This window comes from Sphaerimonospora thailandensis (genome assembly GCF_016863115.1).
In the GTDB taxonomy this organism is placed as follows: Bacteria; Actinomycetota; Actinomycetes; order Streptosporangiales; family Streptosporangiaceae; genus Sphaerimonospora; species Sphaerimonospora cavernae.
The window spans coordinates 24,842-37,975 of the sequence record NZ_BOOG01000019.1; the positions used below are offsets into that span (position 1 = coordinate 24,842).

General features: G+C 70.4%; 13 protein-coding genes. 10 read left to right on the forward strand and 3 right to left on the reverse strand.

The genetic code is table 11. The annotated features are described in order from the left end of the window. Nucleotides 1-59 precede the first annotated feature (59 nt). The 10 genes from Mth01_RS11265 to Mth01_RS11310 all read left to right on the forward strand — a co-directional run bounded on the left by Mth01_RS11265 (nt 60) and on the right by Mth01_RS11310 (nt 9,404). A complete protein-coding gene (locus Mth01_RS11265) occupies nt 60-494 on the forward strand; it encodes a Rieske (2Fe-2S) protein (RefSeq protein WP_239089574.1) in 435 nt (144 codons plus the stop codon). Between the two features lie 70 nt (nt 495-564). Then, on the forward strand, nt 565-2,541 hold the full coding sequence (gene uvrC, locus Mth01_RS11270) for an excinuclease ABC subunit UvrC (protein WP_239089575.1): 1,977 nt from the start codon (nt 565-567) through the stop codon (nt 2,539-2,541). A 96-nt stretch (nt 2,542-2,637) separates the two neighbouring features. Beyond that, nucleotides 2,638-3,507: an RNase adapter RapZ gene (rapZ, locus tag Mth01_RS11275; protein WP_204015611.1), complete on the forward strand. Its 870-nt coding sequence runs from the start codon at nt 2,638-2,640 to the stop codon at nt 3,505-3,507. 40 nt (nt 3,508-3,547) lie between these two features. Continuing rightward, a complete protein-coding gene (locus Mth01_RS11280) occupies nt 3,548-4,486 on the forward strand; it encodes a gluconeogenesis factor YvcK family protein (RefSeq protein WP_239089576.1) in 939 nt (312 codons plus the stop codon). Between the two features lie 62 nt (nt 4,487-4,548). Next, a complete protein-coding gene (gene whiA / locus Mth01_RS11285) occupies nt 4,549-5,529 on the forward strand; it encodes a DNA-binding protein WhiA (RefSeq protein WP_204015613.1) in 981 nt (326 codons plus the stop codon). 109 nt (nt 5,530-5,638) lie between these two features. Next, nucleotides 5,639-6,646, forward strand: coding sequence for a type I glyceraldehyde-3-phosphate dehydrogenase (gene gap, locus Mth01_RS11290; RefSeq protein WP_204015615.1), 1,008 nt, complete (start codon nt 5,639-5,641; stop codon nt 6,644-6,646). Beyond that, complete coding sequence (locus Mth01_RS11295) at nt 6,643-7,830, forward strand: phosphoglycerate kinase (RefSeq protein WP_204015617.1); 1,188 nt, start codon at nt 6,643-6,645, stop codon at nt 7,828-7,830. The genes gap and Mth01_RS11295 overlap by 4 nt, the downstream gene beginning before the upstream one ends. Nucleotides 7,831-7,836: 6 nt before the next feature. Next, nucleotides 7,837-8,616, forward strand: a complete 780-nt coding sequence (gene tpiA / locus Mth01_RS11300; protein ID WP_204015619.1) for a triose-phosphate isomerase — start codon at nt 7,837-7,839, stop codon at nt 8,614-8,616. A 122-nt stretch (nt 8,617-8,738) separates the two neighbouring features. Continuing rightward, nucleotides 8,739-8,969, forward strand: coding sequence for a preprotein translocase subunit SecG (gene secG, locus Mth01_RS11305; protein ID WP_204015621.1), 231 nt, complete (start codon nt 8,739-8,741; stop codon nt 8,967-8,969). 87 nt (nt 8,970-9,056) lie between these two features. After that, nucleotides 9,057-9,404 carry an RNA polymerase-binding protein RbpA gene (locus Mth01_RS11310; RefSeq protein WP_204015623.1) on the forward strand — a complete coding sequence of 116 codons (348 nt, stop codon included), beginning with the start codon at nt 9,057-9,059 and terminating at the stop codon, nt 9,402-9,404. Nucleotides 9,405-9,504: 100 nt separating this feature from the next. Here the strand turns inward: Mth01_RS11310 and Mth01_RS11315 are convergent, their stop codons facing one another. The 3 genes from Mth01_RS11315 to Mth01_RS11325 form a co-directional block, all read right to left on the reverse strand. Beyond that, entirely contained in the window at nt 9,505-11,166 is a 1,662-nt protein-coding gene (locus Mth01_RS11315) for an amidohydrolase (protein ID WP_239089577.1), read from the reverse strand. A gap of 15 nt (nt 11,167-11,181) precedes the next feature. Beyond that, nucleotides 11,182-12,579 carry an NAD(P)/FAD-dependent oxidoreductase gene (locus Mth01_RS11320; protein ID WP_239089578.1) on the reverse strand — a complete coding sequence of 466 codons (1,398 nt, stop codon included), beginning with the start codon at nt 12,577-12,579 and terminating at the stop codon, nt 11,182-11,184. A gap of 142 nt (nt 12,580-12,721) precedes the next feature. Continuing rightward, a complete protein-coding gene (locus Mth01_RS11325) occupies nt 12,722-13,066 on the reverse strand; it encodes an antibiotic biosynthesis monooxygenase family protein (RefSeq protein WP_204015627.1) in 345 nt (114 codons plus the stop codon). Between the last annotated feature and the right edge of the window lie 68 nt (nt 13,067-13,134).

The following is a 13,134-nucleotide window of genomic DNA, read 5'->3' on the forward strand; positions in this document are numbered from 1 at the left end:
ACGTGTCTCGTGGGTCCTCGCTCGGCAGAGATCCACGGGACACCCCCTGGGGAGGGACGATGAACAGGAAAGAGAACATGGCGGATGCGACCGCGACGCGCCGTGCAGTGATCTTCGGGGCCGGGGGAGCCGGGCTCGCCGTGGCGCTCACCGCGTGCGGGGGCAACGGCGACACGGGCGGCTCCGTCGCGTCGGAGCCCACCGCCACCGGGCCGGTCGCCCAGGTCGCGGACATCCCCGAGGGCGGGGGGAAGATCTTCCGGGAGCAGAAGGTCGTCATCACCCAGCCCGTCCAGGGGGAGTTCAAGGCGTTCAGCGCGGTCTGCACCCACAAGCACTGCCTGGTCGGCACCGTCGCGAACGGCACGATCAACTGTCCCTGCCACGGCAGCAAGTTCGACATCAAGGACGGATCGGTCAGGGAGGGTCCCGCCGAGACGCCCCTGCCCGAGCAGAAGATCAACGTGACCGACGGCACCATCAGCCTCACCTGACATGAAGGCCGCCGGGCCGGCCGATCGCGGCCCGGCGGCGTTGTCGGTCGGGACAAGTAGGCTTTGCGGTGTGGCGGATCCGGCAACCTACCGACCGGCGCCCGGCTCGATCCCCGAATCGCCCGGCGTCTATCGTTTCCGCGACCCGGGCGGCCGGGTGATCTACGTCGGCAAGGCGAAGAGCCTGCGGCAGCGGCTGGGCTCCTACTTCACCGACTTCGCCGGCCTGCACCCGCGCACCCAGACGATGCTGACGACCGCGGCCTCGGTGGACTGGACGGTGGTCGGCACCGAGGTCGAGGCACTCCAACTGGAGTACTCCTGGATCAAGGAGTACGACCCCAGGTTCAACGTGAAGTACCGGGACGACAAGTCGTATCCGTACCTCGCCGTGACGATGGGGGAGGATTTCCCGCGCGTGCAGGTGCTGCGGGGCGCCAAGCGCAAGGGCACGCGGTATTTCGGCCCCTACTCGCACGCCTGGGCGATCAGGGAGACCGTCGACCTGCTGCTGCGGGTGTTCCCGGTGCGCACCTGCTCGGCCGGGGTGTTCAAGCGAGCAGGTCAGATCGGACGGCCCTGCCTGCTGGGCTACATCGACAAGTGCTCGGCCCCCTGCGTCGGGCGGGTCACGCCCGAGGAGCACCGGGCGATCGCCGAGGACTTCTGCGACTTCATGGCCGGCAACAGCGGCCGGTTCATCAAGCGGCTGGAGCGTGAGATGCGCGAGGCCGCCGCGGCCGAGGAGTTCGAGCGGGCCGCCCGGCTCCGCGACGACGTCCAGGCTCTCCAGCGGGCCCTGGAGAAGCAGGCGGTCGTCCTCGGCGAGAGCATCGACTGCGATGTGATCGCCCTGGCGGAGGACGCGCTGGAGGCCGCCGTCCAGGTCTTCTACGTGCGTGGCGGACGAATCCGCGGCCGGCGTGGCTGGGTGGTCGACAAGGTCGAGGATGCCACGACGGGTCAGCTCGTCGAGCTGTTCCTGCTGCAGATCTACGGCGAGGCCGCCATCCCCAAGGAGATCCTCGTCCCGGCGGCGCCGCCGGACGGCGAGGCGGTGGTCGAGCTGCTGAGCGAGCAGCGCGGCGCCCGCGTCGACCTGCGCGTCCCCCAGCGGGGCGACAAGAAGAGCCTGATGGAGACCGTCGAGCGCAACGCCAAGGAGGCGCTGGCCCAGCACAGGCTGCGGCGCGCGAGCGATCTCACCACGCGCAGCCTGGCCCTGCAGGAGATCGCCGACGCGCTCGGCCTCGACCAGGCCCCGCTGCGCGTCGAGTGCTACGACGTGTCGCACATGCAGGGTTCCGACGTGGTGGCCTCCATGGTGGTCTTCGAGGACGGCCTGGCGCGCAAGAGCGAATATCGGCGGTTCTCGATCAGGAGCGCCGACGGCGACGTCGCCTCGATCCATGAGGTCATCCGCCGCCGGTTCAAGCGGTACCTGGAGGAGCGGGCGGTCACCGGCGAGCTGGACGCGGCGGATGGCGAGGGCGGCGTCGACCAGGACGGCCGCGAGCCGGGCGCGGGGATGCCGATCGACCCGGAGACCGGCCGCCCGCGCAAGTTCGCCTATCCGCCGAACCTGGTCGTGGTGGACGGCGGCCCGGCGCAGGCGGCGGCCGCGCAGCGCGCGCTCGACGAGCTCGGCGTCGACGACGTGGCCGTCTGCGGCCTGGCCAAGCGGCTGGAGGAGGTGTGGCTCCCGGGCGACGACCAGCCGGTGATCCTGCCCCGGACCAGTGAGGGCCTCTACCTGCTGCAGCGGGTCCGCGACGAGGCGCACCGGTTCGCCATCGCCTACCACCGGTCCAAACGGTCCAAGGGCCTGAAGGAGAGCGCGCTGGACGGCGTCCCCGGCCTGGGCCCGGCGCGCCGGCAGGCGCTGCTGCGCCACTTCGGGTCGGTGAAGCGGTTACGGGACGCGGGGCCGCAGGAGATCTGCCAGGTGCCGGGCATCGGTCCGGCCACCGCCGAGGCGATCGTCGCGGCGCTGCGCGGCGACCGGCCGGCCGGTGATGACGGGCCGGCTGGCGATGACAGGGCGTGACAGGGCCGCGGCGTGCCGACGACGGCGCCGCCGGGTATGGTGGCAAGCTCCGGTAGAGGCGCTGAATTTCTCCTGGTGGGAGGGTGGTGAGGGAGCATGGGCACGACTGATTCGGCGGTCGTGGTGGTGACCGGCATGTCCGGCGCCGGGCGGAGCACCGCCGCGAAGGCGCTGGAGGATCTCGGTTGGTTCGTCATCGACAACCTGCCGCCGGGCCTGCTGTTCTCCGTGGCGGAGGAGGCCGGCAAGGCCAACATGGCCACCGATCGGGTGGCGGCGGTCGTCGATGTGCGCAGCCTCGCCTTCACCACCGACCTCAACGCCGCGATCAAGGAGCTGGACGCCCGGGGCGTCGCCGTACGCACGGTGTTCCTGGAGGCCAGCGACGAGGAACTGGTCCGCAGGTTCGAGAACGTGCGCCGCCCGCATCCCCTCCAGGGCGACGGGCGGCTCGTCGACGGGATCGACCGCGAGCGCGGCATCCTGCGCGAGGTGCGGGCCAACGCCGACCTGGTGATCGACACCTCCCTGCTCAACGTCCACGAGCTGCGCAAGAAGATCGTCTCGTTCTTCGGTGGAGAGGACCGGCCGGGCCTGAAGGTCAACGTCGTCTCGTTCGGCTACAAGTACGGCCTGCCGGTGGACGCCGACCTCGTCGTCGACTGCCGGTTCCTGCCCAATCCCCATTGGGTGCCGGAGCTGCGGCCGATGAACGGACTCGACACCCCGGTCCGGGACTACGTGCTCGGCCAGCCGGGAGCCAAGGAGTTCCTCGACGGCTACGAGGAGGTCTTCGGGATCGTGGCCGCCGGCTACGCCCGCGAGGGCAAGGGCTACGCCACGCTGGCCGTCGGATGCACCGGCGGCAAGCACCGCAGCGTCGCCATGACCGAGCAGCTCGCCGCCCGGCTGCGCGATCGCGGCATGGACGTGCAGGTCAGTCATCGGGACGTGGGCCGCGAGTGATGCCCGGCCCGGCCGCAGCGATTCGGAACGATTCGGTTAAGTGATCCCCCTGCACCCCAAGGTCGTCGCCCTCGGCGGCGGCCACGGCCTCTACGCCTCCCTGTCCGCGCTCAGGACCGTGACCGACGATCTCACCGCCGTGGTGACCGTCGCCGACGACGGGGGCTCCAGCGGCCGTCTCAGGCGTGAACTGGGCGTGTTGCCGCCCGGCGACCTGCGGATGGCCCTCGCCGCGCTGTGCGGTGACGACGAGTGGGGGAAAACCTGGAGCGAGGTCGTCCAGCACCGGTTCCGCAGTGAGGGGGAGCTGCACGGCCACGCCGTCGGCAACCTCCTCATCGTCGCCCTCTGGGAGTTGCTCGGCGACCCGGTGAAGGGTCTGGAGTGGGTGGGGCGGCTGCTGGGCGCGCACGGCAGAGTGCTGCCGATGGCCTCGGTGCCGCTCGACATCCAGGCCGAGGTCGAGCTGGACGGGCGGATCACGACCATCCGGGGGCAGGTGGCGTGCGCGCTCACCCCGGGCCGGGTCCGGTCGATCTCGCTGCTGCCTTCCGACCCCCCCGCCTGCCCGCAGGCCGTAACGGCGATCGAGGAGGCCGACTGGGTGGTCTTCGGGCCGGGTTCGTGGTTCACCAGCGTGCTGCCGCACCTCAAGGTGCCGGCGCTGGCCCGCGCGCTGCACACGACGCGGGCGAAACGGCTGGTGATCCTGAATCTGGCCCCGCAGCCGGGGGAGACCGACGGCTTCTCCCCTGAGAAGCACCTGGAGGTGCTCCGGGAGCACGCCCCCGATCTGTCCGTCGACGCGGTCATCGCCGACTGTGGCGTGGTGGGTGATCAGCTGGCGCTCGAGAAGGCGGCGGCGTCGATGGGGGGCCGCTTGGTTTTGGCCGATGTGGGGGCTTCTGACGGATCTGCGCGGCACGATGGACCACGTCTTGCCGCGGTCCTGGACGAGATTTTCCATGGAAAGCGGTGATTGCCTCCTCCGAACCTGCGAGAGACTGACGGCAGAGTCTGTTTTGGGGGAGGCACGCGCAGATGGCCATGACGGGTGTGGTGAAGGATGAGCTGAGCCGTCTTACGGTGCTCAAGCCCTGTTGCCGCAAGGCCGAGGTCTCGACGCTGCTGCGATTCGCGAGCGGCCTGCACCTCGTCGGCGGGCGGATCGTGATCGAAGCGGAGCTCGACACCAACGTCACCGCACGACGGCTGATCAAGGACATCGGCGAGGTGTTCGGCCACAAGGCCGAGGTGCTCGTGCTGGCCCCGGCCGGGCTGCGCAAGGGTTCGCGCTACCTGGTGCGCGTCTACCGGGACGGCGACGCGCTGGCCAGGCAGACCGGCCTCATCGACAACCACGGCAGACCCGTACGGGGGCTGCCTCGGCAGGTGGTCTCCGGGGCCACCTGCGACGCCGAGGCGGCCTGGCGCGGGGCCTTCCTCGCGCACGGCTCGCTCACCGAGCCCGGCCGCTCGATGTCCCTGGAGGTGACCTGCCCCGGTCCCGAGGCGGCGCTGGCGCTGGTCGGCTCGGCCCGGCGGCTGAAAATCCACGCCAAGGCCCGGGAGGTGCGGGGCGTCGACCGGGTCGTGGTCCGCGACGGCGACGCGATCAGCGCGCTGCTCACCCGCATGGGCGCCCATGACAGCGTGCTGGCCTGGGAGGAGCGGCGGATGCGCCGCGAGGTGCGGGCCACCGCCAACCGCCTGGCCAACTTCGACGACGCCAATCTGCGCAGATCGGCCCGCGCCGCGGTCGCCGCCGGGGCGCGTGTGCAGCGGGCCCTGGAGATCCTCGGCGACGAGGCGCCCGAGCATCTGGTGATCGCCGGGCGGCTACGGGTGGAGCACAAACAGGCGTCCCTGGAGGAGCTGGGCCAGATCGCCGACCCGCCGCTGACCAAGGACGCGATCGCCGGCCGGATCCGCCGCCTGCTCGCCATGGCGGACAAGAGAGCGCAGGATCTCGGCATCGCCAACACCGAGGCGAACCTCACCGCCGACATGCTGACCCAGTGATGGAGGCCCCGTGGTCTACACCAATTTGGGGCGCGATAGGGTCTGTGATTGAGGTTCAAGAGTTCGTCGCCGGACTCGCCGGCGCAAGACGTACGAGGAGATCTGTTCCGTGAGCATCCGCGTAGGCGTCAACGGCTTCGGCCGTATCGGCCGCAATTTCTGGCGCGCTGTGGCGGCCAGCGGCAAGGACATCGAGATCGTCGCGGTCAATGACCTTACCGACAACGCCACGCTCGCCCACCTGCTGAAGTACGACAGCATCCTGGGCCGCCTGCCGTACGAGGTGAAGGCGTCCGCCGACGAGATCACCGTCGACGGCAAGGCGATCAAGGCCTTCGCCGAGCGCGACCCGGCGAAGCTGCCCTGGGGCGACCTGGGCGTCGACGTCGTCGTGGAGTCGACCGGCCTGTTCACCGACGCCACCAAGGCGAAGGTGCACGCCGACAACGGGGCGAAGAAGGTCATCATCTCCGCGCCCGCGAAGAACGAAGACGTGACCATCGTCATGGGCGTCAACCACGACAGGTACGACCCCGCCGCGCACACGATCATCTCCAACGCGTCCTGCACGACGAACTGCCTGGCCCCGATGGCCAAGGTCATCAACGACACCTTCGGCATCGAGAAGGGCCTGATGACCACAATCCACGCCTACACCCAGGACCAGAACCTGCAGGACGGCCCGCACAAGGACCTGCGTCGCGCCCGGGCCGCCGCGCTGAACATCGTCCCCACCTCGACCGGCGCCGCCAAGGCCATCGGCCTGGTCCTGCCGGAGCTGAAGGGCAGGCTGGACGGCTTCGCGCTGCGCGTGCCGATCCCCACCGGCTCGGCCACCGACCTGACGGTCGAGGTCAAGCGCGAGACCAACGTCGAGGAGGTCAACGCCGCGCTGAAGGCCGCCGCCGAGGGCGCGCTGAAGGGCGTCCTCACCTACACCGAGGACCCGATCGTCTCCTCCGACATCGTGACCGACCCGGCGTCATGCATCTTCGACGCGGGCCTGACCAAGGTGATCGGCAACCAGGTCAAGACCGTCGGCTGGTACGACAACGAGTGGGGCTACTCCAACCGCCTCGTCGACCTGATCGAGTACGTGGGCGCCTCCCTGCGATGATCGGAATCGACGAGCTCGACGTGAAGGGCCGGCGCGTGTTCGTGCGCGCCGACCTCAACGTCCCCCTGGACGGGGAGACGATCACCGACGACGGCCGGATCCGCGCGTCGGTGCCCACGATCAGGAAGCTGCTGGAGCGCGGCGCCCGCGTGATCGTGGGCGCCCACCTCGGCCGTCCGAAGGGCACGCCCACCCCGAAGTACTCGCTGGCGCCGGTCTCCCGGCGCCTGGCCGAGCTGCTCGGCGAGGACGTCGCGTTCGCCGCCGACGTGGTCGGCGAGTCGGCCAGGAGCACGGTGGAGGCCCTGCAGGACGGTCAGGTCGCCCTGCTGGAGAACCTGCGCTTCGAGCCGGGCGAGGAGTCCAAGGACGACGCGGCCAGGGGCGAGTTCGCCGACCGCCTCGCCGCGCTGGCCGAGCTGTACGTCGGCGACGGCTTCGGCGCGGTCCACCGCAAGCATGCCAGCGTCTACGACGTGCCCAAGCGGCTGCCGCACGCCGCCGGTGACCTGATCCTCGCCGAGGTCGAGGTGCTCAGGCGGCTGACCGAGGACCCGGCCAGGCCGTACGTCGTGGTCCTGGGCGGCGCGAAGGTCTCCGACAAGCTCGGCGTGATCGCCAACCTGCTGGCCAAGGTCGACCGGCTGCTGGTGGGCGGCGGCATGGCCTACACCTTCCTCAAGGCGCAGGGCCACGAGGTCGGCGGCTCGCTGCTGCAGGAGGACCAGCTCGACACGGTGCGCGGCTTCCTGGACGAGGCCGCGGCCCGCGGGGTGGAGCTGCTGCTCCCGGTGGACGTGCTGGCCGCCACCCACTTCGCCGCCGACGCACCGCGTGACGTCGTCGACGCGACCGCGATCCCGGCCGACCGGCAGGGCCTGGACATCGGTCCGCGCACGCGTGAGCTGTTCGCCGCCAAGCTGGCCGACGCCCGCACGGTGTTCTGGAACGGCCCGATGGGCGTGTTCGAGTTCGACGCGTTCTCGGGCGGCACCCGGGCCGTGGCGGAGGCGCTGGTCGGCTCGGAGGCGTTCACCGTGGTCGGCGGCGGCGACTCGGCCGCGGCCGTGCGACGCCTCGGCCTGCCCGAAGACGGTTTCTCGCACATCTCTACCGGTGGCGGCGCCAGCCTCGAATACCTCGAGGGCAAGACGCTGCCCGGACTCGCGGCGCTGGAGGAGTAAGACAAGATGGCCCGCAAGCCGCTCATCGCCGGCAACTGGAAGATGAACCTCAACCACCTCGAGGCCATCAACCTGGTTCAGAAGCTGGCGTTCTCGCTCACCGACCGCGACTACGACGCCGTCGACGTCGCGGTGCTCCCGCCGTTCACCGACCTGCGCAGCGTGCAGACGCTGGTCGACGGCGACAGGCTGCGCATCGTGTACGGCGCGCAGGACGTGTCGCGGCACGACTCCGGGGCCTACACCGGGGAGATCTCCGGCGCGATGCTCGCCAAGCTCGGCTGCACGTTCACCCTGGTCGGCCACTCGGAGCGGCGGCAGTACCACGCCGAGGACGAGGCGCTCTGCAACGCCAAGGTCAAGGCGGCCTACCGGCATTCGCTGACGCCGATCCTGTGCGTCGGCGAGGGCCTGCCGATCCGGCAGGAGGGCCGCCACGTCGAGCACACGCTCGCCCAGTTGGCCGGGGCGCTCGACGGTGTCCCCGCCGAGCAGGCCAGGTCGATCGTCGTGGCGTACGAGCCGGTCTGGGCGATCGGCACCGGTGAGGTCGCCACCCCGGCGGACGCCCAGGAGGTGTGCGGGGCCATCCGCACCCGCCTCGCCGACCTGTACGGCGGCGACGTGGCCGGTGAGGTGCGTGTCCTCTACGGCGGCTCGGTGAAGTCGGACAACATCGCCGGTATCATGGCGCAACCCGACATCGATGGCGCCCTCGTCGGCGGGGCCAGCCTCGATCAAGGGGAGTTCGTAAAGATTTGCCGCTTTGGTGAAATCTCCGGCTAGGTGAGTGATTATGGGGGTGCGACTTGACAGCAGGTCGTACCCTCATAAGGCAAGATTGAACCATCACGCCCGATGATCGTGCACACGGACCGTGCGCACGCCCGGACATAGGAACAGGTCTAGTGGAACTCGGAATCTCCATCGCTCTCATCCTGTCGAGCGCTCTGATGGTGCTGCTCGTCCTGCTTCACAAAGGCAAGGGCGGCGGTCTGTCGGACATGTTCGGCGGCGGTTTCTCGTCGTCCTTCGGCGGGTCCTCCGTGGTGGAGCGCAACCTGGACCGGCTCACCGTCATCACCGGCATCATCTGGTTCGTCTGCATCATCGCGCTGGGCCTGATGCTCAAGCCTTAGGTCTGATGCCCCCCGCTGTACGGCGGCAGCGCATGAGTGAGATTCACCACCCCCGTGGGCGGGGGGAACAAGGCAAGGAGTTCTTCGGTGGGTAGTGGCAACGCGATCCGTGGCAGCCGAGTCGGCGCGGGCCCGATGGGAGAGGCCGAGCGCGGCGAGGCGGCCCCCCGGGTACGGGTCTCGTTCTGGTGCGCGAACATGCACGAGACGCGCCCGAGTTTCGCCAGCGACGCTGCGGTTCCCGAGCTGTGGGACTGCCCGCGTTGCGGTCTTCCGGCGGGCCAGGACAGTGCGAATCCGCCGGCTCCGCCGAGGAACGAGCCGTACAAGACGCACCTCGCGTACGTGAAGGAGCGCCGCAGCGACAAGGACGGCGCGCAGATCCTCGCCGAGGCCCTGGAGCGGCTGCGCTCCTCCTCGCGCCCGATCTACTGACCGGTCATCCGGTTTTCGGTCCAACGAAGGCCCTCCCCGCCGATGCGGAGAGGGCCTTCGGCGTGTCCGGATCGAGGCCCCGAGGCATCGAGGGCAGGGCTCAGCCGTGGACGAGCCGCCCGTCGACGAAGGTCATCCGCACCCGAGTCGTCCAGATCTCCTTGGGGTCGAGCGTGAACGGATCCCGGTCGAGCACCACGAGGTCGGCGGGCCTGCCCTCCTCGATCGTCCCGGCCGGTGAGCCGTTCAGCCGGGCCGATCCCGCCGTGTAAGCGGTCATGACCGTCCTGAGGTCGATGCTCTGGCCGGGCAGGAACGGAGTCTGCGCGGTGGGATAGGACGCGTGAACCGACCCTCCCGGCTCGGTGCGGTTGACCGCGACGTGCATGCCCTGCAGCGGGTCGGCCGACGACACCGGCCAGTCGGAGCCCGCCGCGAGGCGGGTGCCGTGCCGTACGAGATCGGCGAAGGGATACTGCCAGGACGAGCGCTCCGTGCCGAGGTACGGAATGCACAGCTCGTCCATCTGCGCGTGGTGGGTGGCCCACAGCGGCTGCAGGTTCGCGGTCACGCCGAGCTCGGCGAAGCGCGGCACGTCCTGCGGCGTGATGATCTGCAGGTGGGCGATGTGGTGGCGGTTGCCCGGGTCGGTCCCGGTCAGGGCGTCCAGGGCCTCTCGTACGGCACGTTCGCCGATGGCGTGGAAGTGGACCTGGAACCCCAGAGCGTCGAGCTCCTTGACGTACACCTTGAGCAGCGCGGGGTCCACGTAGGAGAGGCCACGGCCCAGTTCGGGACCGCCGCAGCGGCAGTAGGGCTCGATGACGGCGGCGGTGAAGTTCTCCGCGATGCCGTCCTGCATGATCTTCACGGCGGTGGCCCGGAACCGGTCCAGGCCCTCGGCCCTGGCCCGCCGCTCGACCAGGCCGGGAACCTGCTCGGCCCCCCGCGCGCGGTCCCACCACAGCGCGCCGACCACCCGAGCGGTGAGGCGGCCGGACGAGGCGGCGGACAGATACGCGGGAAGCTGGTCGTCCGAGCCGGCGTACGACCCCACGATCGCGTCCTGCCACCCGGTGACGCCCAGGGAGAACAGGTGTGCCTGCGCGTCGAGCAGGGCCGCCACCAGGTCGCCGGGGGTCGGACGCGGGGTGAGCAGGCCGACCAGGTCCATCGCGCCCTCGTGCAGCACCCCGCTGGGCGTGCCGTCGGGATCCCGCTCGATGCGGCCGTCCGCGGGGTCGAGGGTGTCCCGGGTGATCCCGGCCAGCTCCAGCGCCCGGGTGTTGACCCAGGCGGCGTGGTGGTCGCGCTGGATCAGGTACGCCGGGCGGTCGAGGAAGTCGAGCTGGGACCGATGGGGGAGGCCGCCCGGGAAGGCCGACATGTCCCACCCGCCGCCGTCGATCCACTCCTTGGATGGATTTTTCGCGGCATAGTCGGATATAGCGCTGAGGTAGGCGTCGAGGCCGTACACCTGGGCCAGATCACACCTGGCCCGCTCCAGCCCGGCCTGCACCGGGTGCATGTGCGCGTCGGTGAAGCCCGGAGTGAGCAGGCCACCGTCCAGGTCGACCGGCTCGGCCCCGGGCGAGAGCCGTACGAGATCGGCCTCGGCGCCCACGGCGGCGATGACGCCGTCGCGGACGAGGACCGCCTCGGCGAAGCCGCCGGAACCGGAGCCGGAGCCGCCGGAGTCACGGGAGTTGACGGCGTGCGGAGTGAAGGCGCGGCCGCCGCGGAACAGGATGTCTGAGCTCACAGTGCCGTCTTCCGCTCAGTGACCGGTGATGAGGTCGGCGATCTTGGCGAGTGCGGAGGTCCGTTCCGCCCCCCGGCTCTCGCGGGCGTCGGCCATGCGGTAGAGGCGGTACATCGAGTGCACGCCCAGCCAGCGTAGTGGCTCGGGCTCCCATGCGCGGACCCGCCGGTCCACCCACGGCAGCACGCTCAACTCGCTCTCACGCCGGAGCACGAGGTCCCGGAGCGTACGGCCGGCCAGGTTGGTGGTGGTCACGCCGTGCCCGGTGTAGCCGCCCGCCCAGCCCAGACCGGTCTCCCGGTCCAGGTGCACGGTCGAACACCAGTCGCGCGGCACGCCGAGCACACCCGACCACGCGTGCGCCACCCGGAACCCGGCCACGGCCGGGAAGAACGAGGTGAGCAGGCCCCACAGCGCGTCGATCGTCCAGGTCGGGGTGTGCCCGCGGTCGTCGATCCTCGACCCGTAGAGGTACGGCTTGCCGCGGCCGCCGAAGGCGATCCGGTCGTCGGCCGTCCGCTGGGCGTACATGTAGTAGTGCGCCATGTCCCCGAGCAGTTCGCGGCCGTTCCACCCGATCTCCGCCCACACGTCCTCCGGCAGCGGCTCGGTGACGATCATCGAGCTGTTCATCGGCAGCCAGTCGCGGTGGTGGCCGGGGATGGCCGCGGTGAACCCCTCGGTGCAGCGCAGCACGTAGGGGGCGGTCACCGTGCCGTACGGGGTGACCGCCCTGCCGCGGGAGATCTCGGTGACCGGGGTCCGCTCGTAGACCTCCACCCCGAGGTTCCGTACGGCCCGGGCCAGGCCGCGGGCGAGCTTCGCGGGCTGGATCCGCGCGCAGTGCGGGCTCCAGGTGGCCCCGGTCGCGCCCGACACCCGCAGCCGGGACTCCATCTCACCCCTGGTGAGCAGGCGGACGTCCGCCTCGGTCCACCCCCACTGCCGCTGGTAGTTCAGTTCCTCGCGGAGCCGGACGTCCTGGGCGGTGCTTCTCGCGACCGTGAGCAGGCCGCCCTTGACGACGTCGGCCTCGATGCCCTCGGCGGCGGCGACCCGGATGACCTCGTCGATCGTCTCGAACATGGCACGCTGGAGCCGCTTGGCGGCGTCCGGGCTGTGCGTCTTCGCGTACCGCTCCGGCGACCCGGCGAGCGCCCCGGTCAGCCAGCCGCCGTTGCGGCCGGAGGCGCCGAACCCGGCGAACTCCTTCTCCAGGACGACGACCCGCAGGTGAGGCTCGGCCTTCTTCAGGTAGTAGGCGGTCCACAGGCCCGTGTATCCGGCGCCGACGATGGCCACATCGGCCTTGAGGTCGCCGTCGAGCGGCTCGCCGGGCTCGGGGACGCCGAGGGACCGATACCAGAAGGACACCTCGCCGTTGGCGAAGTCCGGCGTCAGCGGAGCGCTCATGCCGCACATCCTGCTGTATCCGCGTCAGCTACACCAAGTCGCAACCGAAGCCATCGGTAGATCTGGACAGACATGCGGATAACGGTAGTCCTGGTCGAATAAGCTCCGACGGGACGGTCGGCTTCGAGTGCTCCCTTGCTCCCTAGTCCGCCTGGCGCTGGAAGTCGTAGGCCCGTTCGACCTTGGCCACGTGCACGGCGAACGACTGGTACCAGCGTGCGCGGCCCTCGGCACGGGTCACGGCATGCGCGACGTGGTCACGCCAGGCCCGGATCGACTCTTCGTCGCGCCAGTACGACACCGTGATCCCCAGCCCGTCGGACCCGCGCGCCGAGTCGACGCCGAGGAACCCCGGCTGCTCGGCGGCGAGCCGGACCATCTCCGCGGCACGCTCTCCGTAGCCGTTGTCACCGTCGGTACGGACCGAGGTGAACACCACGGCGTAGTAGGGCGGCTCAGGCGGCGCGGCCGGGGCCAGGTCGGTCATGAGCACCTCCAGAGACACTGGATCGACACTCGCCGCATGATCTCACGCACTCGTCGCGAGCCGCGACG

What these genes read in the sequence shown, in the direction of transcription:
- tpiA (WP_204015619.1), top strand. Translation starts at nt 7,837, where the DNA reads ATGGCCCGCAAGCCGCTCATCGCCGGCAACTGGAAGATGAACCTCAAC.
- Mth01_RS11325 (WP_204015627.1), bottom strand. Translation starts at nt 13,066, where the DNA reads ATGACCGACCTGGCCCCGGCCGCGCCGCCTGAGCCGCCCTACTACGCC.
- Mth01_RS11265 (WP_239089574.1), top strand. Translation starts at nt 60, where the DNA reads ATGAACAGGAAAGAGAACATGGCGGATGCGACCGCGACGCGCCGTGCA.
- Mth01_RS11295 (WP_204015617.1), top strand. Translation starts at nt 6,643, where the DNA reads ATGATCGGAATCGACGAGCTCGACGTGAAGGGCCGGCGCGTGTTCGTG.
- Mth01_RS11320 (WP_239089578.1), bottom strand. Translation starts at nt 12,579, where the DNA reads ATGAGCGCTCCGCTGACGCCGGACTTCGCCAACGGCGAGGTGTCCTTC.
- rapZ (WP_204015611.1), top strand. Translation starts at nt 2,638, where the DNA reads ATGGGCACGACTGATTCGGCGGTCGTGGTGGTGACCGGCATGTCCGGC.
- whiA (WP_204015613.1), top strand. Translation starts at nt 4,549, where the DNA reads ATGGCCATGACGGGTGTGGTGAAGGATGAGCTGAGCCGTCTTACGGTG.